This window comes from Halostagnicola sp. A-GB9-2 (assembly GCF_030068615.1).
GTDB lineage: Archaea > Halobacteriota > Halobacteria > Halobacteriales > Natrialbaceae > Halostagnicola.
Genome location: NZ_JASJOC010000001.1, coordinates 309,909 through 329,160, shown reverse-complemented (window position 1 = coordinate 329,160; position 19,252 = coordinate 309,909). Strand labels below are relative to the sequence as shown.

Annotated in this window: 19 protein-coding genes; 16 read left to right on the top strand and 3 right to left on the bottom strand. The window is 60.0% G+C overall.

What is annotated here, in order from left to right; translation table 11 throughout:
* Positions 1 to 119: 119 nt before the first annotated feature.
* Positions 120 to 3,362, bottom strand: a complete 3,243-nt coding sequence (locus QNM96_RS01690) for a type 2 lanthipeptide synthetase LanM family protein (RefSeq protein ID WP_283834272.1) — start codon at positions 3,360 to 3,362, stop codon at positions 120 to 122.
* A gap of 256 nt (positions 3,363 to 3,618) precedes the next feature.
* Here QNM96_RS01690 and QNM96_RS01685 point away from each other — a divergent pair, with 256 nt between their 5' ends.
* The gene (locus QNM96_RS01685) at positions 3,619 to 4,008 is read left to right on the top strand and encodes an SHOCT domain-containing protein (RefSeq protein ID WP_283834271.1); all 390 of its coding nucleotides are present in this window, start codon (positions 3,619 to 3,621) and stop codon (positions 4,006 to 4,008) included.
* Between the two features lie 85 nt (positions 4,009 to 4,093).
* Here QNM96_RS01685 and QNM96_RS01680 read toward each other — a convergent pair whose 3' ends face one another.
* Both QNM96_RS01680 and QNM96_RS01675 read right to left on the bottom strand, forming a co-directional pair.
* Positions 4,094 to 4,870, bottom strand: a complete 777-nt coding sequence (locus QNM96_RS01680; protein WP_283834270.1) for an ABC transporter — start codon at positions 4,868 to 4,870, stop codon at positions 4,094 to 4,096.
* A gap of 4 nt (positions 4,871 to 4,874) precedes the next feature.
* Complete coding sequence (locus QNM96_RS01675) at positions 4,875 to 5,888, bottom strand: ABC transporter ATP-binding protein (protein ID WP_283834269.1); 1,014 nt, start codon at positions 5,886 to 5,888, stop codon at positions 4,875 to 4,877.
* A 185-nt stretch (positions 5,889 to 6,073) separates the two neighbouring features.
* Here QNM96_RS01675 and QNM96_RS01670 point away from each other — a divergent pair, with 185 nt between their 5' ends.
* From QNM96_RS01670 to QNM96_RS01600, 15 genes are all read left to right on the top strand, one after another.
* Entirely contained in the window at positions 6,074 to 6,235 is a 162-nt protein-coding gene (locus QNM96_RS01670) for a hypothetical protein (RefSeq protein ID WP_283834268.1), read from the top strand.
* A 104-nt stretch (positions 6,236 to 6,339) separates the two neighbouring features.
* Positions 6,340 to 6,510, top strand: coding sequence for a hypothetical protein (locus QNM96_RS01665; RefSeq protein WP_283834267.1), 171 nt, complete (start codon positions 6,340 to 6,342; stop codon positions 6,508 to 6,510).
* 179 nt (positions 6,511 to 6,689) lie between these two features.
* Complete coding sequence (locus tag QNM96_RS01660) at positions 6,690 to 7,904, top strand: 5-(carboxyamino)imidazole ribonucleotide synthase (protein ID WP_283834266.1); 1,215 nt, start codon at positions 6,690 to 6,692, stop codon at positions 7,902 to 7,904.
* Between the two features lie 26 nt (positions 7,905 to 7,930).
* Complete coding sequence (locus tag QNM96_RS01655; RefSeq protein WP_283834265.1) at positions 7,931 to 8,569, top strand: AIR carboxylase family protein; 639 nt, start codon at positions 7,931 to 7,933, stop codon at positions 8,567 to 8,569.
* A gap of 200 nt (positions 8,570 to 8,769) precedes the next feature.
* A complete protein-coding gene (locus QNM96_RS01650; RefSeq protein WP_283834973.1) occupies positions 8,770 to 9,183 on the top strand; it encodes an NADH-quinone oxidoreductase subunit A in 414 nt (137 codons plus the stop codon).
* Complete coding sequence (locus QNM96_RS01645; RefSeq protein WP_283834264.1) at positions 9,180 to 9,884, top strand: NADH-quinone oxidoreductase subunit B; 705 nt, start codon at positions 9,180 to 9,182, stop codon at positions 9,882 to 9,884. The genes QNM96_RS01650 and QNM96_RS01645 overlap by 4 nt, the downstream gene beginning before the upstream one ends.
* Positions 9,881 to 11,539 (top strand): NADH-quinone oxidoreductase subunit D, encoded by a 1,659-nt coding sequence (locus QNM96_RS01640; protein ID WP_283834263.1) that lies wholly within the window; start codon positions 9,881 to 9,883, stop codon positions 11,537 to 11,539. Before QNM96_RS01645 ends, QNM96_RS01640 begins: the two co-directional genes overlap by 4 nt.
* Positions 11,536 to 12,645, top strand: coding sequence for an NADH-quinone oxidoreductase subunit H (locus QNM96_RS01635; RefSeq protein WP_283834262.1), 1,110 nt, complete (start codon positions 11,536 to 11,538; stop codon positions 12,643 to 12,645). The genes QNM96_RS01640 and QNM96_RS01635 overlap by 4 nt, the downstream gene beginning before the upstream one ends.
* Complete coding sequence (locus QNM96_RS01630; RefSeq protein ID WP_283834261.1) at positions 12,642 to 13,103, top strand: NADH-quinone oxidoreductase subunit I; 462 nt, start codon at positions 12,642 to 12,644, stop codon at positions 13,101 to 13,103. Before QNM96_RS01635 ends, QNM96_RS01630 begins: the two co-directional genes overlap by 4 nt.
* On the top strand, positions 13,100 to 13,375 hold the full coding sequence (locus QNM96_RS01625) for an NADH-quinone oxidoreductase subunit J (RefSeq protein WP_283834260.1): 276 nt from the start codon (positions 13,100 to 13,102) through the stop codon (positions 13,373 to 13,375). The genes QNM96_RS01630 and QNM96_RS01625 overlap by 4 nt, the downstream gene beginning before the upstream one ends.
* On the top strand, positions 13,372 to 13,836 hold the full coding sequence (locus QNM96_RS01620; protein WP_283834259.1) for a hypothetical protein: 465 nt from the start codon (positions 13,372 to 13,374) through the stop codon (positions 13,834 to 13,836). The genes QNM96_RS01625 and QNM96_RS01620 overlap by 4 nt, the downstream gene beginning before the upstream one ends.
* Positions 13,833 to 14,135, top strand: coding sequence for an NADH-quinone oxidoreductase subunit NuoK (gene nuoK / locus QNM96_RS01615; protein ID WP_283834258.1), 303 nt, complete (start codon positions 13,833 to 13,835; stop codon positions 14,133 to 14,135). The genes QNM96_RS01620 and nuoK overlap by 4 nt, the downstream gene beginning before the upstream one ends.
* 4 nt (positions 14,136 to 14,139) lie before the next feature.
* Positions 14,140 to 16,179, top strand: a complete 2,040-nt coding sequence (gene nuoL / locus QNM96_RS01610; protein ID WP_283834257.1) for an NADH-quinone oxidoreductase subunit L — start codon at positions 14,140 to 14,142, stop codon at positions 16,177 to 16,179.
* The gene (locus QNM96_RS01605; RefSeq protein WP_283834256.1) at positions 16,176 to 17,711 is read left to right on the top strand and encodes a NuoM family protein; all 1,536 of its coding nucleotides are present in this window, start codon (positions 16,176 to 16,178) and stop codon (positions 17,709 to 17,711) included. The genes nuoL and QNM96_RS01605 overlap by 4 nt, the downstream gene beginning before the upstream one ends.
* A complete protein-coding gene (locus QNM96_RS01600) occupies positions 17,711 to 19,219 on the top strand; it encodes an NADH-quinone oxidoreductase subunit N (protein ID WP_283834255.1) in 1,509 nt (502 codons plus the stop codon). The genes QNM96_RS01605 and QNM96_RS01600 overlap by 1 nt, the downstream gene beginning before the upstream one ends.
* The last annotated feature ends 33 nt before the right edge of the window (positions 19,220 to 19,252 follow it).

The following is a 19,252-nucleotide window of genomic DNA, read 5'->3' as shown; positions in this document are numbered from 1 at the left end:
GTGGTGAGGGCGGGTAAAAGAGGTACCGTTCTTCGCGAACGACCGCACGGAACGAAGTCGGCCGAAACCGTCGCGTCGGCTTCCGTCGCCGACGGGTATCGGACCGCCGTCTCGCGAACTCACTCGAAGAGGAGAACACACGGGAGCGTCTCCGGTTCTACGATCCGCAACATCGTGTAGGAGACTCCCGCCAACCCACCCAGAAACGACGGGTCGTCGATCTGTGTCCGCTCGTCGGACGTCCGATAGGAGCCGATCGCGGCTTTTCGGGCAAGACACTCATCCAGTGTCGTCGTCGGCGACGGTACGCTTCGCTCGGTGCGTCTCGTGGTTGCGTTGAGGAACTCGGTTCGACCGCAGTTCCCATCGCTGAGGTCGTCTACCGGTAACAGTTCGTCGACGGTCAGCCCGTCGAGAGCCCGCGAAAGGTCGCGTTCGAAGAGATCGTGATCGACCGACGATTGCATCCCGAGTCGCGAGAGACCGATTCCGGCCCGTCCGTAACTCCACCGATCGGAGAACTCGTCGTCGGCCCAGGGTCTGCGATCCTTCCAACCCGAGGCGGTTTCGGAGTAGTGCTGTGTCTCGAACTCGACGGCCTCTATCGCTGCGGACAGATAGGCGTCGTCGCCGGTCACCTCGTATAACCGGACGAGCGAGTACGCGATTCCGCTCGCTCCGTGTAGAAATCCGATCAGCGGCGGACAGTCGTCGATGGTGTTCCACACGCGGAACCCGCCTGTCGATTCGGTCCGACTGTCGAGCAGATGATCGCCACACTCCGTCGCGATCGAAACGAGTTCGTCAGATTCGTACCGTTCGTCGAGTGCGAGGAGTCCGAGGATGGTCCCCGCCGCTCCCCCGGAGACATCGTACTGATGATCGGGGCCGAAGGTGTCCGTTCGTATCGATTCGGCGGCCCGAATGCCCGTCCGAAGTATAGCTTCGTCCTCGAGCAACGCACCGACGGTCGCGAGTCCGTAGATCACGGATCCGATCCCGGTCACTCCACCGTGTTTCGACATCGACGGGGTGACCCGCGCGGACTGGACTGATCGAAGGGTTGGTTCGATTACGTCGCGTGCGACGGTTGCGTACCGATTCTCACCGGAGAGTCGGTACAGACTCGCAGCCAGAAGTGCGACCCCGCCGTCCCCAACGTGTAGCGTCTCGTCGAACGGGTGAATCGTCAGCCGGTCGGTCGTGTCGATCGACTCTACCCATGTCCAATTCAGTTCCTCGCTTCCCCGCGTCGACCCGAGTCGGTGAATCCGGTCGAATATCGCCGCCGCTTCGGAGCGGAACGAGGCTTTGTCGGTCGACGGATCGCCGGAGCGAACCGTTCCTTCGAAAGAAGTCGACGGATCCGGTTTCTCCCCGAGTGAGCCCCGTATCAACTCGAGTTGCGTGTTCATATCCGTAATCGAAGCCGAATCGATCCGGTCTCGGCTTCGGCTGATTCCGGAGACTCCGGTGTCGACGCCCGTCGCGTCACCGCTGAATTCGATCTCCGTTCGGTCGGTTTCGGACGTGAATCGGGGCGGATCCAGCCGCCGCAGCTCCACGCGCTCGGAATCGTAGAGTTGCCACGGAACGTCGCCCGAAACGGTCCCATCGCAAAACGGGACCGCCAACTCCTCCATCGCCACACCGAACCGGAACCCATCACTGAGCGAAGCCCGCGAACACATTTTTCGCAAAAGAGTCGCGTACACCTGTGTCGGTCGGTACACTAGTCTGTTTTCGATCGCCGAGAATCGATCGAATAGTTCAATCTCGTCGAACAACGCCCCGGAATCTCGCAATTCGAGTACCGATCTGTACGTCTCTTCGAATCCGGTGGCGACCGCTGTCGCGTGCTCGTCCGGCGGCCGTGCGTGACCGTCTACCCTCGGTACGTTGTCGCTACGGTCGACGGCCGGGTGCTCGCGTTCGACCGTCATCACGTCAGTGTTGACGGCCTCGAGCCGGGGCGAACTGACGTGAGTTAGCGTCGCGTCGTCGTCGGAGACACCGATTCCGGCCATCAGTTCCGACATATCCCCACCACCGAGTTCCGCCGCCGAACCGCCGATTTTGTACGGCAACAATAGACTCAACAGAACGTTGTTCTGCACGAACTGTTGAACGCCGGTCGGCATCGGGGAGCGATCGGGGCCGATGTACGGATGGAAGATCGTTTCGGCGTCGACGAGCACGGGGGTCGAGCCCGCGCTGATCAAATTCTCGAGGTGACAGTCGGTAAACTCGAGAAAGTACGCGAGGCAACTGAGAGCACCGGCACGGCGGTAGTATCGTTCGACATCGCGTTCAGTTCGACAGTCCCGCCGTTCGACCCACCCCATCCATCCGTAGTCGTCGCGACACACGTACGTCGGTTCGACGCCCATCGTGACCGGCAAATACTCCTCGAGGTCGGCGAGGACGTCGTAGAACGTCGCACCGGCCTCGACGCTTCGAGGTTTGTACGCGACGGTTACGCCCGACTCGAACTCGACGCGCATTATCGCACGCCCGTCGCCGTGCGTGTCGTCCGCGAGCGAATAAATTTCGACGACATCGCCGAGATCGCCGTCCTCGGTAAAGCGCTCTGCGAGTAGTTCGCGGTCGGACCGCAGGCGACGACTGAACTCCTCGAGGTGTTCGTGCCACTGTCTTATCTGGGTCGTGAGCAGTCGAGCGAAGACTGGATACTCCAGACACAGAGACGGGAACGCACCAGAAAAGAGCGCCTCGATAAACTGATCGTAGTACGCTGTCGGTCGCTCCGTGAACGCGGAGGGATCCGCGTGAGCCAACTCTCGATCGTGTGCGGCGATGTACGTTTTGAATTCGACGTACAGAATCCGTGAAAAACGAGTCTCGAACCGAACCCGGAACCACTCCTGCATGATCCCGATCGTTTCACCGGACAGGACCTCGAGAGCGATGTCATCGAGTTGCTCTCGAGCGTGCTCCGCGATGGCTGCTGAAAGTGCACCGAACGGTTTCTCCCGCTCCTTGCGGACCCATTTTTCCGGATTTGGGATCAAATTTTCCGGGAACTCGTCCGGAGACCGTGACTCGAGCGTCGCTGCGAGTGCGTCTAACCGATCCACCCAGGTCGGTACCTCCTCGCCTTCGGCCAGCGTATCGACGCAGGCCGCCCGCCGTAGATCGTCTCGTGAACAATTGACGCGTTCGATTCGGCGACGAAACGATTCCTCGTCGGGATACTGCTCGCGCCACGCTTCGACGCGTTTGGTAGCCACAGCGTCGTCGACCGCGTACTCGAACGCGTCTGGATTCGAGAGTCGTTCGAGAAGCGTTTGAGACTGCGCGGCGATTCGTCGTTGTTCTGTTTCACTGAATATTTGGCTCATAGTGTTTCGGTGGCCACTGAACGATTGTTATGTTACTTTTCTAATTACTGTTTTGATTATATATTGGCGTGTGGGATAGAAATACCGATCGTCGTTGAGATTTTAAGTGCGCTGGCAACGGATCTGGTTTCTCCTCTCTCCGTGTTCGTCGGTGCTCTCTCGTGTATTTTCATCATACTGTACCGAGTTTGATTCGAGTCGCAAAATGAGGGATCGAACGCCACATTTTTCACTGTCAGCTACGTACTGTAATCTAATGGATTGGGGAGCCAAAACTGGACTTTTCGCTGCTGCCCTTGGCGTTCCGATCGTCCTCTTGTTCGCGCTTTTGGGTTCGACGTTCGCCGCGGTGTTCGCACTCGCACTCGTCGTGAGTCTCACCGTTTCGTTCGCGGTCGCGGGGCGGCTCGCGGACACGTCTCACGTAGAATCCGAATCGGCCGACTCCGGCGCGCCCGCCGAGAGGAACGCGACCGATCCACTCGAGGCGCTCCAAAACAAGTACGCACGCGGTGAACTCACTGAGGCGGAGTTCGAGCAACGGCTCGAAACTGTCCTCGAAACCGAACCGTCGGGCCCGAACGATACTGCTGCGATTCGGTCCGACAAGGACACCAGCCGAGAGCCTGAATTCGAACGCCCCTGATACTCCCGTCCTGACCGTTTCGGAGCGGGTAGTGTCGCGGACGCCAGCTCCAGTCGTTGTGCTAGATCGAGAGCACGCCGGGGCCTCAGTAGTGGCCCATGATGCCGCGCTCGCGGGTTTTCCCGACGAACCAACCGAAGATGACGTATCCGACGGCAAGATACGCGAGACTACTCGCCACGAGAGCTGTCAATTCGACCGGCGAAAACTCCCAGAGTCTGGTCCCGTCTATCATCGCTCGCGTCAAGAGGTCGCTGCCGTAACTCAACGGCAGGAGGGCCAAAATCGGCCCCTGAACCACTCCTGGAGCCGCGATCAGCCCCACGAAACCGAACTGAAGCAACTGCTGTACGTTCTCGATTCGCTTGTAGAGCAAGGAGAGCCCGGCGACGAAGTAGCCGATCCCGACCGCCGGAAGGATCGTTATGACGAGTAGCGGAACGATCGTGACGACGTCGATCGCAAGCGATCGACCGGTGGTCACGAGCATCAATCCCAGCAACCCGATCGCCAGCCCGGTGCTGACGACGACGTTGAAGATCGTCTTGACTCCCAGCACGCGGCCGATGCCGAACGGAGACATGTACAACTGCTCGAGCGTTCCCCACTGGGCTTCCTGCATGATGCTTCGGGCGACATCGAAGTATGCAGCACTCGCGGCCAGAAACAGGAAGAATCCGATGACGACGGTATCAAGAGCGCTATCGATGTTGTCACCGCCGACCGTTTGTCCGCCGAAAAAGGCCATCGCAAACATGATATAGACGCCGAGAAGCATCAGGACCGTGTTGAGCCAGTAGCGCTTGAGCAGGATGAACTGCTTTTCGAACACCGCGATCAGGAGTCTCTGGTGGCTAGTCATTCAACTACACCTCACCGTCGTCGATGATGTGCAAGAAGACCTCTTCGAGGTCCGGTTCGACGGTGTCAACGGACACGAACGTCGTCGATGACTCTCGAAGAACGTCCATCATCGCGTAGAACTCGTTTCCCCGCACGGCGGTCGTCTCGAAGCGGTGACGATCACCGCGATCGGTCCACCGAGTGGCGCCGAATCGTTCGGTCAGTTCGGTCTGGACGTCAGTCGATAGTTGGCCCCGAACAGTGATGCGAAAGGTTTGGGTGTGAAAGACGTCCAGGAGATTTTCGACAGTGTCGTTGGCGAGTATTTCACCCTCGTTCAGGATGATAACGCGATCACAGACCGCCTCTATTACTTGCATGTCGTGACTCGAGAGGAGCACTGTCCGGCTGTCTCGAGTGACCAGTTGCCGAAGTTCCTGGCGCAGCTCCAACGAACTCTCGACGTCGAGCCCGAGCGTTGGTTCGTCGAGAAACACGATCGGAGTCTCCCGAACGAGCGTACACGCCAGCGACGCCTTTTGTTTCATTCCTCGCGAGAGTTCGTTGACGGTGGTGTCGGCTTTCGATTCGAGACCGACCTGCGAAATGACCCGATCGACTCGATCCGGGTCAGCCGGTTCGTCCCCGAGGCGGGCGAAAAATCGGACGTTCTCACGAACTGTTAGTCGCCAATAAATATTTCGTGCCCCCTCGAGCATCGCCGCCACCGACCGGTACACCGTTTCGGGCGACCCCTCGACGTCGGTTCCACAGAGTCGGGCGACGCCGTCACTGGGTCGAACGAGACCCAGAAGCATTTTGATGGTCGTCGTTTTTCCGGCGCCGTTCGGGCCGAGCAGGCCGACGACAGTTCCTTCCTCGACTTCGAACGAGACCCCGTCTACCGCGGTGACGGTATCCGAACCGGTGCCGTACGATTTCGTTATCCCGTCAACGGATACGACCGTCTCGGACCGGCTGCGGGAACGGGATTCGTCTGCCGGATATTGATTCGAAACTTCTGCCTCGCCGTTCATATATTAAATCGTATATTACCCATGCATTTAACACTTATTAGTAGTGTTAAATACATCTGCTTATGAGATAGTGGTAAACATAGTGCGGTGTATTCGATGCGATTGACGGAACATTTGCCAAATCTTGTTATTTCTGAGATTGATAGAATGATTTAAGTTTCCCTTCCTATATTTTCCATCTGGTTATGGCAGTTGTAAACCAAGATGTAGATGCGATCGGTGGATCAGTCACCCTGAAGAGTCAGTTTGATTCGACGTTCGAACCGGATACCGCGTCGAATCCGACCGTCCAACTCACGACGTGGACGACTGTTACCACGACGACTACCACCGGAACGGTCGACTAACGCAATCCCCCATTTTCTGACGACGATCGCAACAGCACCCCAAATACTTTCGGCCCACACACACGAAAGTTTTAATTATTAGTGGTATGAATTGTAGGGTGGGTATGTCCACAGTCCAGAATACGATTGGCGGTTTCGAAGCAATGAAAGCCGACTTCGATTCGGAGTTCGACATTCGCGAACTCGCTCCGATCCGAGCCAACGATACGATTACGACCACGACGACGGTCACCGTTACAACTACGACGAGCGCGCCGTTTTCCTGTAGCTGCTGAACCGAATCGACCGGTCGAGCGGCTATTTTGTTTTGTTGATCCGCCCTCGAGGACTGACTGCGAGAGCAACGGTCACCGACTCGGTCGAAACGACCAACGACGTGCATGATTTGACTCCGGGAGCAAAGCGGAACGCGAATCACTAATTCTTAAACGCAGTCGGCGTTAATGACTGCTCGATGACGACGTTACAGTCGCCCGGACCGACGCTCGGGGTCGTCGGCGGCGGCCAACTCGGACGGATGCTCGCCGAAGCGGCAGGCCCGATCGGCGTGGAGGTTATCGTTCTGGATCCGACGCCAGACTGTCCCGCAGCGCCGCTCGCTCGAGACCAGATCGTCGCCGAGTTCGACGACGAGGAGGGGATTCGCCAACTCGCGCAACGAGCCGATGTCCTCACGTTCGAGATCGAACTCGCCGATCAGAAAGTACTCGAGCGAGTGAGCGAGGAGACGGACACGGCGGTCCACCCGCGTCCGGGAACGCTCGAGACGATCCACGACAAGCTCGTCCAGAAACGCGAACTCGAGGATGCCGGCATCTCGGTTCCGCCGTTCCGGGCCGTCGAGGACGCGGCCGACATCCGCGAAGCGATCGACGACTACGGCACGCCGGTGATGCTCAAGGCGCGAACCGGCGGGTACGACGGCCGCGGAAACGTCCCCGTCGAGTCGAAAGCCGACGCGGATGCGGCCCTCGAATCGGTCGCCGGCCCTGCGATGGTCGAATCGTTCGTGGACTTTGCGCGGGAGATTTCGGTCATCGCCGTCAAGGGGTACGGCGAGACTGCGTCGTTCCCCGTCGGCGAAAACGTCCACGAAGACGAGATTTTGCGGGAGACGCTCGTTCCCGCCCGTTCGGATCCCGACACTCGAGAGCGGGCCAAAGCCCTCGCGACGGACGTTCTCGAGGTGATGGACGGACGGGGCGTTTACGGGATCGAGCTGTTCGAAACGCCCGACGGCAAACTGCTCCTGAACGAAATCGCTCCGCGACCGCACAACTCCGGTCACTGGTCGATCGAGGGCGCACACAGCTCGCAGTTCGAACAGCACGTTCGAGCCGTGTTGGGCTGGCCGCTCGGATCGACCGGCCTTCGCGCGCCGACCGTTTCGACGAATTTGCTGGGTGACGTCGACGAGGAACGGGAAGCGACCCTGCAAAACGTCGAACGGATTCTCGAGACCCCGGCGGCTCACCTTCACTGGTACGGTAAGCGAGAGGTTCGGCCGCTACGGAAGATGGGACATATTACAGTGAGTGCGCGTGGGCGGGTCGACGACGATGACGAATTCGCGTCCGAAGATGGGGAGCCAACTGACGAAGCTCTCCTCGAGTCCCACCTCGAGACGGCTCGGAGCCTGCGGAACGCAGTGACGTTTCGGATCGACTAACTACCTCGAACGCGGTACCTGACCCAATGGCAGACTCTGTGGAAACCCTCATCGAACGGCTGCACGACGAAGCGGCGCAGGATAGACCAACGGAAAAGACCCCGGACATCGGTATCGTCATGGGAAGCGATTCGGACCTCGAGGTGATGATGACCGGCGGTCGTCGTCCCGGCGCCTACGACGTGCTGGTCGACGAACTCGGGTTCAGCGAGCAGACTGATTACGAGAGTGCGCCAGACGAACGCTTTTCCTTCGAGACGTACGTGACTTCTGCACACCGAACGCCCGATCTCATGACCGCGTACGCCGAAACTGCAGAAGACCGCGGCCTCGAGGTGATCATCGCGGGCGCGGGTGGTAAATCCGCAGACCTGCCGAATATGACGGCCTCGATCGCGTATCCGCTCCCCGTTATTGGCGTCCCGGTACAGGAGAAATCCGTCGACAGCGTCATCGGCATGCCCACGGGGGCACCGCTGGTCGCGGTCGACGCGGGGAAGTCCTTCAACGCCGCGCTGTCTGCCGCCCAGATTCTCGCACGGCAGTACGACGATGTCCGCGACCGACTCGTCTCCTACCACGAGTCGCTCCAATCCGAGGTTGGAACGGTTTCTCGAGAGATTCACGACGGTGGCGTCTCAGAATATCAGTCCGAGAGCCAGTAGTCCATCAATCTGTGAATCTGTAACGCATCAACGGCTGAACCAGTAATAAGATATTACCACCGAAAATAACGACGTTGGCGTTTTTGGATGATTGTTCATCTTTAAAACCCGTACAGGGGCCCGTTTGCCGCTAAATCTACCGGAAACCCAAAGAATCAACCCTTATATGCATGCGGTTTGAACCTCCGAACGTTACGGAGATGAATGAATGGATCGCTGTGGGGATGCTGGCGTTCGTGGGATTACTGATTCCGCTCGGCATGATGGCGGTTTCGTATCTCATCAGACCCAGCGTACCCGAAACGAGCAAACGCGCCACCTACGAGAGTGGCGAGGTCCCGACCGGCGGGACACGCATCCGCTTTAACATCCAGTACTACATGGTCGCCCTTCTCTTTCTCATCTTTGACATCGAAACCGTCCTCCTGTTCCCGTGGGCGGTCGTCTACCTGGATGCCGTCGAATCGGATGCTGTCTCTCTCGCCGAGATACTCGGTCCGATGCTAATATTCGTCGCAATACTCCTCGTCGGACTCGCCTGGGCGTGGCGCAGCGGTGCAGTACAGTGGGCACGAAGTCCGTTCCAGGTCGAAGCGGAGGCTGATCGACCATGAGCAACGAACCACGTCAACAGATCTACGACAGTACAGCCCCCTCGACCGACACTCGAGAAGCGCGGATGGGAGAGGGACTCGACAATCGATTCAACTCGAAGCTTCGGGAGGCATTCGGCGCGTCGCCGTTTATCCTCACGAAGTTCGACCAGTTCATGAACTGGGTTCGGGGGAACTCGATGTTCATGCTACAGTTCGGGATCGCCTGCTGTAGCATCGAGATGATTCACACGTACGCGATCAAACACGATCTCGACCGGTTCGGTGCAGGTGTCCCGCGTGCGTCACCGCGACAGGCCGACGTGATGATTGTCCCCGGGACGATCGTCTCGAAGTTCGGTCCGCGGATGAAACGCGTCTACGATCAGATGCCCGAACCGAAGTTCGTCGTCGGGATGGGTTCGTGTACGATCTCCGGTGGCCCCTTCCAGGAAGGGTATAATGTCGTCAAGGGTGCCGAGGAGATCATCCCGGTCGACATCCACGTTCCCGGCTGTCCGCCCCGACCCGAGGCGCTCGTCTATGGCGTTGCGAAGCTACAAGAGCGGATCAAAAACGGCGAATCGTCACCCGTCGTCGTCAAGCCGTACGAACTCGAGCAGTTCGGCGATCTACCGAAGGACGAACTCGTGCAGAAACTGGCCGACGACATCGACGAGGAGGATCTCGTCATGCGTTATAATTGGGCTGATTCACCATGAGTACCGAAATCGAACCACGACCGCAGGACGTCGACGTCACCGAAGACGAACTCGAGGCGCTGATCGGCGACCGGGCGATCGGTCGCGACGATCACCTGAACGCGCCGGGGTTCGTCATCAACCCGGACGACGTCCAAGACGTGCTCTTCGATCTGCGCGATGAGGCAGGGTTCGATCACCTCTCCTGTCTCACCGCACAGCAGTACCAGGACCGATACGAGTCGATCTACCACCTAAAAAAGTACGTCGATCCGACACAGGAGGTCAGCATCGTCGTGCCAACGACCCTCGACCAGCCCGTCAGCCAGTCCGCAGAGCCGGTCTTTCGGACCGCTGACTGGCACGAACGCGAGGCGTTCGACCTCGTTGGCATCGACTATGAGGGTCACCCTGACCCGCGACGAATACTCCTTCCGGAGACGTGGCAGGGACACCCGCTCTCGAACGATTACGACCAGACGAAACCACAGCTCGTGACGCTCTCGGAGCACGAAAACCCGATTCAGCCGGATCACGTCGATTCGGAGTCGGACACGATGTTCCTGAACGTCGGTCCGCACCACCCGGCGACACACGGTGTGCTCCACATCAAGGCAGTGCTAGACGGCGAAACCGTCCTCGACGTCGATCCCGACGTTGGTTATCTACACCGCTGTGAAGAGCAGATGTGCCAGCAGGGAACCTACCGTCACCAGATCATGCCGTATCCCGACCGCTGGGACTACGTTTCGTCCGGCCTGCTCAACGAGTGGGCCTACGCTCGAACGGCCGAGGATCTGGCAGACATCGAGGTGCCCGAGTACGCGCAGGTCATCCGGACAATGGGTGCCGAACTCTGTCGGATCGCCTCGCACATGCTGGCACTCGGCACGTTCGCACTGGACGTCTACGGGGACTTTACGGCCGTTTTCCAGTACGCGTTCCGTGATCGAGAAGTCGTTCAGGACATCCTCGAAGACCTCACCGGTCAGCGGCTGATGTTCAACTACTTCCGGCTCGGCGGCGTCGCCTGGGATCTGCCGGAACCACGGGAGGAGTTCATCGCACAGACGCGCGATTTCCTCGACGAGCTCCCGGCGAAAGTCGACGAGTACAACGATCTCATCACTTCGAACGAGATCTTCCAGATTCGCTGTGTCGACACGGGAATCCTCGAGCCCGAGGTCGCCAAGGAGTACGGCTGTACCGGACCCGTCGCTCGAGGTTCCGGCGTCGATATCGACCTTCGTCGAGACGACCCCTACGGCTACTACGAGAACTTGGAGTGGGATGTCGTCACCGAAGACGGCTGTGACAACTACTCCCGCGTGCTCGTCCGCATGCAGGAAGTCGAGGAATCCGCGAAGATCATCGAGCAGTGTCTCGACTTGCTCGAGGAGTGGCCTGAAGACGAACGAGAGGTCCAGGCGAACGTCCCACGGACCCTCAAACCGGATGCGGACACGGAAGTCTACCGCGCCGTCGAAGGCGCGAAGGGTGAACTCGGCATCTACATCCGATCGGACGGGACGGACAAACCCGGTCGGTTCAAGATCCGCAGTCCGTGTTTCCACAACCTCTCGGCACTCGAGCAGATGGTCCAGGGCGAGTACATCCCTGATCTGATCGCGTCGCTTGGCAGCCTCGACATCGTCCTCGGCGAGGTGGATCGATGAGCCGGGGAGAGACTGCGGAGTCGTTGCAGATCGCCGGTCCGCTGCAAGTCGGCGAGCCACTCCTTCCCGAACGGATCAGCGACATCACCGGACTCGGCGAGTTCGGGGTGGCAGGCGAACTGACCGCGGCGTTTCTCGCCGCGTTTCTCGTCGGCAACCTGATGCTCGCGATGACCGGCGTCGCCGGTCCGTGGGCGAAACGAAAAATTACCGCCGCGTTCACGGATCGAATTGCGGTCAACCGAGCCGGTCCTGCCGGTTTGTTCATCATTGTCGCCGACGCCGTTCGGCTCCTCTCGAAGGAGAACATTATTCCGGAAGACGCCGATCGGCCGGCCTACGACCTCGCGCCGATCGTCGTCGCGTCCTCGGCGATGCTCGGATTCGCGGTGATTCCGATGGGCAGCGGCGTTCAACTCGCGGATCCCGAAGTCGGACTGGTGTTCGTCTTCGCCGTCGCTGGAATCGCCAGCCTCGGATTGGTGATGGCCGGCTACGCATCGGCGAACAAGTACTCGATGCTCGGCGGCCTGCGCGCTGTTGCACAGAACGTCGCCTACGAGATTCCGCTCGTCGTCACGGGGATGTCGGTCGTCATTTTCGCCGGCTCCCTGCAGATGAGTACGATCGTCGACGCCCAGACGCAGACGTTACTCGATCTCGGAATCGTCTCGATTCCGGCCTGGTACGCGCTCGTCAACCCGTTCGCGTTCGTCCTCTTCCTGGTGGCGAACTTCGCGGAGGTCGGGCGGAATCCGTTCGACACGCCGGAGGCACCGACCGAGATCGTCGCCGGTTACCAGACCGAGTACTCCTCGGTCTACTTCGTCCTGATCTACCTCGGGGAGTTCTTACACATTTTCCTCGGCGGAGCGATTATCGCGACGATCTTCCTCGGCGGACCGGCCGGGCCCGGACCTGAGCAGTTAGGGATCGTCTGGTTCCTGATAAAGATCTGGGGCGTGTTCATGCTGACCCAGTGGCTCCGTTCGGCAGTGCCGCGGGTCAGGATCGACCAGTTGATCGAAATCGGTTGGAAGGGCCTGTTGGTCCTTTCGTTTGCAAATCTTGTGCTCACCGCGGTAATCGTGGGGCTGATAGCATGATTGGGATACTCAAATCGATGGCAACGACGATGAAACACGCACTGGATGGCTCTACGTTCACCGTGGAGTACCCCGAGACTGCGCCGGACGTTTCGCCGCGATTCCGCGGCGTCCACAAGTTTAGCCAGGAGCGCTGTATCTGGTGTCGCCAGTGTGAGAATGTCTGTCCGAACGACACGATTCAAATCGTGATGGACGACAAACGAAACGGCGAACAGTACAACCTCCACATTGGACAGTGTATCTACTGTCGCCTCTGCGAGGAGGTCTGTCCCGTTGACGCGATCTTGCTCACCCAGAACTTCGAGTTTACGGGCGACACGAAAAACGATCTCGTCTATAACAAAGAACAACTCAAAGCAGTGCCGTGGTACAAGGACATCGATCCGCTCGAGTCCCGTGAACCCGATCGGGGCGCCTGGATCGGCGACGGTGAAGGGGAGGTCGATTACCAATGATGGAGGCGATCGCGTTCTCCCTGTTCGCGATCATCACCCTCTCGAGTGCGCTCGGCGTCGTTCTCTTCAAAGATCCGTGGCACTCAGCGCTCATGCTTGGCATCTCCCTGCTGAGTATCGCGGTGTACTACGTCATGCTCGCCGCGGAATTCATGGCGATGATGCAGATCCTCGTCTACGTCGGCGGCGTACTCATCCTCATCACGTTCGCGGTCATGTTGACCCAACGTGACACGGACGAGATCGACGAGCAGGAGGTGACACAGTCATGACGACACGACCCGAACTCAGAGTGGGTTCGTTCCTCCTGCCGGGCGTTCTCGCAATCGCCCTGTTCGGCATGATGACGGCGATCGTGTTGAACACCACCTTTACCGGAACGATGCAGGGATTCCCGGACGGGATCTCGGTCACCTCCGAGATCGGTTACGCGCTGTTCGATCTCGAGCCGCTACAGTCGACCGAGGGATCGATGGGGAACACCGAACCGTTCCTCGTTTCGTTCTTCCTGGTCGCCATCGTCTTGGACGCCGCACTGGACGCCGCGCTCGTCCTCGCGAAACGCGAAGACGAGGGCGAGCCGGTCGCGGCGCTCTCGAGTCAATCGACTGGTGTAAACGCGGGTCGGCGCGGCAACATCGCCTCGGTTACCGATGATGATGCCGAGTTCCGATCCGGATCGGGACCGATGGACGATGGGTCCGTCCAGACCGACGGAGGTGAGGACGCGTGATCGGTATCGAACACTACATCGTGCTGTCGATGGCCCTGTTCTGTATCGGGCTCTTCGGCGTGCTCACCCGACGAAACGCGTTGATGTTCCTGATGTCCGTCGAGTTGATGCTCAACGCGGCGAATATTAACCTGGTTGCGTTCGCGTTCTATCACGGCAACATCACGGGACAGATCTTCGCATTGTTTACGATAGCGTTGGCCGCCGCGGAGGTGGCCATCGGCCTTGGTATTATCTTGGTACTGTATCGCAACTTCCGTGACGTCGACGTCACGGTCCCGTCGCAGATGAGGTGGTAAGACGATGGAAGAGTTCTTTACATACGCACCGGCGATAGCACTGCTCCCGCTTGCGGCGTTCGTCGTCGCACTCGTCTTCGGCGATGCGATGCCGAAGAAGGGTGCCATCGCGGGTATCTTCGCGACGGCCGGCTCGCTCGGTCTCTCGCTGTTGATGCTCGCGGCCGTCGCGAGCGGCGAGGTACACCACGAAACGTACTACGAATGGGCGGTCGGCGACACGGCAGGGCACACGGCCGCGGAGGGGATCGCGTTCACGTTCGGAATCCTGATCGATCCGCTCTCGGCGCTGATGCTCGTTATCGTCTCGCTGATCGCGCTGCTCGTCCACGTCTTCAGCCTCGGTTACATGAATGCCGAGGGTGAGAAAGGACTGCCGCGATACTACGCCGAACTCGGGCTCTTTACGTTCAGCATGCTCGCGTTCGTCTTCGCGGACAACCTGCTGATGGCGTTCATGTTCTTCGAGCTGGTCGGGCTCTGTTCGTACCTCCTGATCGGCTTCTGGTTCCGAACGAAGTCCGCGCCCTCGGCCGCGAAGAAGGCGTTTTTGGTCACCCGCTTCGGTGACTACTTCTTCCTGGTCGGCGTCGTCGCCATCGGCGCGACGTTCGGGACGCTCGCGTTCGCGGGTGACGGCTCGTTCGTCGCCGAAGCCGAAGCCGCCCTCGACGGCGGCGAGACGCTGTTCGGATTCGACGCCGAAACGTGGATTACGATTACCGGACTGCTCGTGTTAGGCGGCGTGATCGGGAAATCCGCACAGTTCCCGCTCCACACCTGGCTTCCCGACGCGATGGAAGGTCCGACGACCGTTTCAGCGCTCATCCACGCGGCGACGATGGTCGCGGCTGGCGTCTACCTCGTCGCACGGATGTTCGGCTACTACGCGCTCTCGCCGAGCGCACTCGCGATTATCGCCTTCGTCGGCGGCTTTACGGCGCTGTTCGCGGCGACGATGGCGGTCGTCAAAGACGACATCAAACAGGTGCTGGCGTACTCGACGATCAGCCAGTACGGCTACATGATGCTCGGTCTCGGCGTCGGCGGCTACGTCGCCGGCGTGTTCCACCTGATGAACCACGCCTTCTTCAAGGCGCTCCTGTTCCTCGGGGCCGGTGCCGTCATCATCCTCATGCACCACGAGCAGGACATGTGGAAGATGGGCGGCCTCAAGAACAAGGCACCCGTCACCTACTACACGTTCCTCGCGGGCGCACTCGCACTCGCGGGGATCATCCCGTTCTCGGGCTTCTGGTCCAAGGACGAAATCCTCTACGACGCGATAATTCTCGGACTCGAGAGCAACGTCTTCCTCGCGGCCTACGCGATGGGCCTGCTTGCCGTCTTCTTCACCGGATTCTACACCTTCCGCATGGTGTTTCTTACCTTCCACGGCGAGCCGCGATCGGACGCCGCGGAAGATCCGCACGGAATCGGGTGGAGCGTCAAGGCACCGCTGGTCGTCCTCGGTGTTCTCTCGCTGGTGGCTGGCGTCGCGAACCTCGCACCCGTCGGCAAGCTCCTCGATTTGGACATCATGTTCCTCGAGGGCTGGCTCGACGGTGAGTACGGCGGACTCGAGGAGCTGACCTACGGCTTCTACGGGGACATGCTGCCCTACGAAACGGCGCTGATCGGCGGCTCGGAGGAGACGACCCTGCTCGTGGCCGCCGCGCTCTCGCTCGGATTGGCCTTCAGCGGGGCGGGACTGGCGTGGAAGCTGTACAACGTTCCGGAACCGACCGAGCACACCCAGCGACTGGGTGGTGCTCGCGACGTGCTCCGGAGCAACTACTATCAGGACGAGGTACAGGTTTGGCTTGCAGAAGGCGTGACGCTTCCCGTCGCTCGAGCGGCCGACCGGTTCGATCAGACGGTGATCGACGGGGTCGTCAACGGCGTCTCGAGCGTGAGCCTCTTTGGCAGTAGCTGGCTCAAACGCATTCAGACGGGTCTCGTGACGAACTATGCGGCGCTGTTGGTTGCCGGGTTCATCGGGCTACTGCTTGTACTCGGCGTCTACGGAGGGTGGTTCCTATGATGCTCGAGTTACTAATCGGAGTCGCACTGGTCGGTGCACTGGTCACGTTCGTCGCGCCGAATCGAATCGCGGGCAAACTCGCGTTCGCGATCAGCCTCGTTCCGGCGGCGCTGAGTATCTATCTGCTGACCGCGTTCGACGGGAGCGGGAACGCCTTGCTTGCAGACGGCGGCACGATCGCATTCGAATCCAGCGTGGAGTGGATCCAGTTCGGCGAGTATACGATTTCGTGGTTTGTCGGCCTCGACGGGATTAGCCTCCCGTTGGTCGTTCTGACGACGATACTGACCACGCTCGCCATCGTGAGTTCGTGGACCCCGATCGACGATCGGGAGTCGCAGTTCTACGGGCTCGTCCTCTTTATCGAGGCGAACCTGATCGGCGTCTTCGCGGCGCTGGATTTCTTCCTCTGGTTCATCTTCTGGGAGGCGGTTCTCATCCCGATGTATCTGCTGATCGGGATCTGGGGCGGCCCGCGCCGGAAGTACGCCGCGATCAAGTTCTTCGTCTATACGAACGTGGCGTCGCTGGTGATGTTCGGTGCGTTCATCGCGCTCGTCTTCAGCCTTGACGTAACGACGTTCGCCCTGCCCGAGGTTACCGCGGCGATGCTCAACGGCGGTCCGCAGACCGAAATCTTCGGTCTCGGCGGCACGTCGCTCGCATCGGCGGTCTTCCTCGCGATGTTCCTCGGATTCGCGGTGAAGGTCCCAATTGTGCCGTTCCACACGTGGCTACCGGACGCTCACGTCGAAGCGCCAACCCCCGCGTCGGTGCTGCTGGCCGGCGTTCTGCTGAAGATGGGGACCTACGCACTGTTGCGATTCAATTTCACGATGTTCCCCGACGAGGTCATCAGCACGTTCGCGATTCCGATCGCCGTTATCGCCGTCATCAGCGTGATATACGGTGCGCTGCTGGCGCTCGCACAGACCGATCTCAAACGCGTCGTCGCGTACTCCTCGGTTTCCTCGATGGGCTACGTGATCCTCGGATTGATCGCGTTCACCCAGTTCGGCGTCGGCGGTGCGACCTTCCAGATGGTCTCGCACGGACTCATCTCGGGACTGATGTTCATGGCGGTCGGTGTGATCTACAACGCGACCCACACCCGGATGCTCACGGATATGTCCGGGATGGCAGACAAGATGCCGATCGCGGTCGGCGTGCTCATCGCGGGTTCGTTCGCCTACATGGGCCTCCCGCTGATGAGCGGCTTCGCCGCCGAGTACTTCATCTTCTTCGGGGCCTTTGGCTCCGAGTTCCTCGAGTACGCGCCGATCTTCACCGCGCTGGCGATGTTCGGCATCGTCATCGTGGCCGGCTACTTGCTGTTTGCGCTCCAGCGAGCCGTCTTTGGACCCTACGAGCTAGAAACCGACTACGACGTCGGTCGCGCTCCGCTACACGACATCGCGCCGATGTTCGTGTTGCTCGCGATTATCATCGCGCTCGGCGTCGCACCGGAGTTGATCTTCGACATGATAACAGACGCAGTTGATCCGATCTTAGAGCACGGAGGTGAGAGCTAATGTTCCCGATCGAACTGTCCGAGTGGGCCGCGTTGGCACCGGTATACATCCTGGTGCTTTCGGCCATGGTGCTTTTCGTCTTCGATAGCATCAATCCGCGAACGACGAACCGCGCGTTCCTCGCCGGAACGACGACCGCGGGCTCGCTCGCCGCACTCGCCGTCGCCGTCTGGTTCTTGCTCGCGGGCGTCGGAACGCCCCAGGCCGACGGCGGCTTCGGAGCGATTTCGCTCTTCGATGGCCAACTCGTGGTCGATCAGCTCGCGCTGTTTTTCATCGTCGTCGTCACGGTCGTCACCTCGCTGGTGTCGATCGCGAGCTACGACTACATGAAGGGCCACACCTACCAGGCCGAGTACTACACGCTCACGTTGCTCGCCGCGACGGGGATGGCGACGATGGCCGCCTCGAACAGCCTCGTCACGATCTTCATCGCCCTCGAGCTGGCGAGTCTCCCCTCCTACGCCCTGGTTTCGATCCTCAAGGACAACCGCGGGAGCATCGAGGGCGGGCTCAAGTACTTCCTGATCGGCGCGCTGTCCTCTGCAATCTTTGTCTACGGGATCAGCCTCGTCTACGGCGCAACCGGCTTCATGCAACTCGACGCGATTGCGGAGAACCTCGACGCCGACTACGGGCCGCTTCTGGGGCTTGGCATCCTGATGTTGATCGGCGGCTTCGCGTTCAAGACCGCGAGCGTCCCGTTCCACTTCTGGGCACCTGAAGCCTACGAGGGAGCACCAGCACCGATCGCGGCGTTTCTCTCCTCGGCCTCCAAGGCCGCCGGCTTCGTGATCGCCTTCCGCGTGTTTACGACCGCGTTCCCGCTTGAGCCGACGGCGTCGGTCATCGGCGTCGACTGGACTGTCGCCTTTATTATCCTCGCGATCGTGACGATGACGATCGGGAACTTCGCCGCGGCGACCCAGACCAACGTCAAGCGGATGCTCGCGTACTCCTCGGTCGGTCACGCCGGCTACGCACTGATCGGATTAGCCGGACTCGGAGCCGGCGCGAACGACGTCGTCATGGGTGCGGCCTTGATGCACCTGTTCGTCTACGGCTTCATGAACACGGGCGCGTTCCTGTTCGTCGGCCTGGCCGAACACTGGGGCGTCGGACGGACCTTCGAGGACTACAACGGACTCTCGGCGAAAGCGCCGATCGCCTGCGTCGCGATGACGGTGTTCATGTTCAGTCTCGCCGGAATCCCGCCCTTTGGCGGGTTCTTCAGCAAGTACTTCCTGTTCACCGCTTCGATCGATGCGGGACTGCTGTTCGTCGCCGCGGCGCTCGTGATCAACAGCGCGCTCTCGCTGTATTACTACTCGCGACTCGTCAAGGCGCTCTGGATCGAAGAACCGGTCCTCGAGCGAGAATCGCTCTCGCAGCCGGTTGGGCTCTACGCCGCGATCGTTTTCGCGGCCGTGATGACGGTCGTCGTTCTACCCGGCTTCGGTCCGGTCGCCGACGCCGCCGTTGACGCGGCGGCCGCGGTCGTAGCCTGATACGGACCGCCGTGAGTCAATTCTGGCGCAATC

Bases quoted from the DNA above. Each gene is read 5' to 3' on its own strand.
- QNM96_RS01690 (WP_283834272.1), bottom strand. From the start codon at position 3,362: ATGAGCCAAATATTCAGTGAAACAGAACAACGACGAATCGCCGCGCAG.
- QNM96_RS01685 (WP_283834271.1), top strand. From the start codon at position 3,619: ATGGATTGGGGAGCCAAAACTGGACTTTTCGCTGCTGCCCTTGGCGTT.
- QNM96_RS01680 (WP_283834270.1), bottom strand. From the start codon at position 4,870: ATGACTAGCCACCAGAGACTCCTGATCGCGGTGTTCGAAAAGCAGTTC.
- QNM96_RS01675 (WP_283834269.1), bottom strand. From the start codon at position 5,888: ATGAACGGCGAGGCAGAAGTTTCGAATCAATATCCGGCAGACGAATCC.
- QNM96_RS01670 (WP_283834268.1), top strand. From the start codon at position 6,074: ATGGCAGTTGTAAACCAAGATGTAGATGCGATCGGTGGATCAGTCACC.
- QNM96_RS01665 (WP_283834267.1), top strand. From the start codon at position 6,340: ATGTCCACAGTCCAGAATACGATTGGCGGTTTCGAAGCAATGAAAGCC.
- QNM96_RS01660 (WP_283834266.1), top strand. From the start codon at position 6,690: ATGACGACGTTACAGTCGCCCGGACCGACGCTCGGGGTCGTCGGCGGC.
- QNM96_RS01655 (WP_283834265.1), top strand. From the start codon at position 7,931: ATGGCAGACTCTGTGGAAACCCTCATCGAACGGCTGCACGACGAAGCG.
- QNM96_RS01650 (WP_283834973.1), top strand. From the start codon at position 8,770: ATGAATGAATGGATCGCTGTGGGGATGCTGGCGTTCGTGGGATTACTG.
- QNM96_RS01645 (WP_283834264.1), top strand. From the start codon at position 9,180: ATGAGCAACGAACCACGTCAACAGATCTACGACAGTACAGCCCCCTCG.
- QNM96_RS01640 (WP_283834263.1), top strand. From the start codon at position 9,881: ATGAGTACCGAAATCGAACCACGACCGCAGGACGTCGACGTCACCGAA.
- QNM96_RS01635 (WP_283834262.1), top strand. From the start codon at position 11,536: ATGAGCCGGGGAGAGACTGCGGAGTCGTTGCAGATCGCCGGTCCGCTG.
- QNM96_RS01630 (WP_283834261.1), top strand. From the start codon at position 12,642: ATGATTGGGATACTCAAATCGATGGCAACGACGATGAAACACGCACTG.
- QNM96_RS01625 (WP_283834260.1), top strand. From the start codon at position 13,100: ATGATGGAGGCGATCGCGTTCTCCCTGTTCGCGATCATCACCCTCTCG.
- QNM96_RS01620 (WP_283834259.1), top strand. From the start codon at position 13,372: ATGACGACACGACCCGAACTCAGAGTGGGTTCGTTCCTCCTGCCGGGC.
- nuoL (WP_283834257.1), top strand. From the start codon at position 14,140: ATGGAAGAGTTCTTTACATACGCACCGGCGATAGCACTGCTCCCGCTT.
- QNM96_RS01605 (WP_283834256.1), top strand. From the start codon at position 16,176: ATGATGCTCGAGTTACTAATCGGAGTCGCACTGGTCGGTGCACTGGTC.
- QNM96_RS01600 (WP_283834255.1), top strand. From the start codon at position 17,711: ATGTTCCCGATCGAACTGTCCGAGTGGGCCGCGTTGGCACCGGTATAC.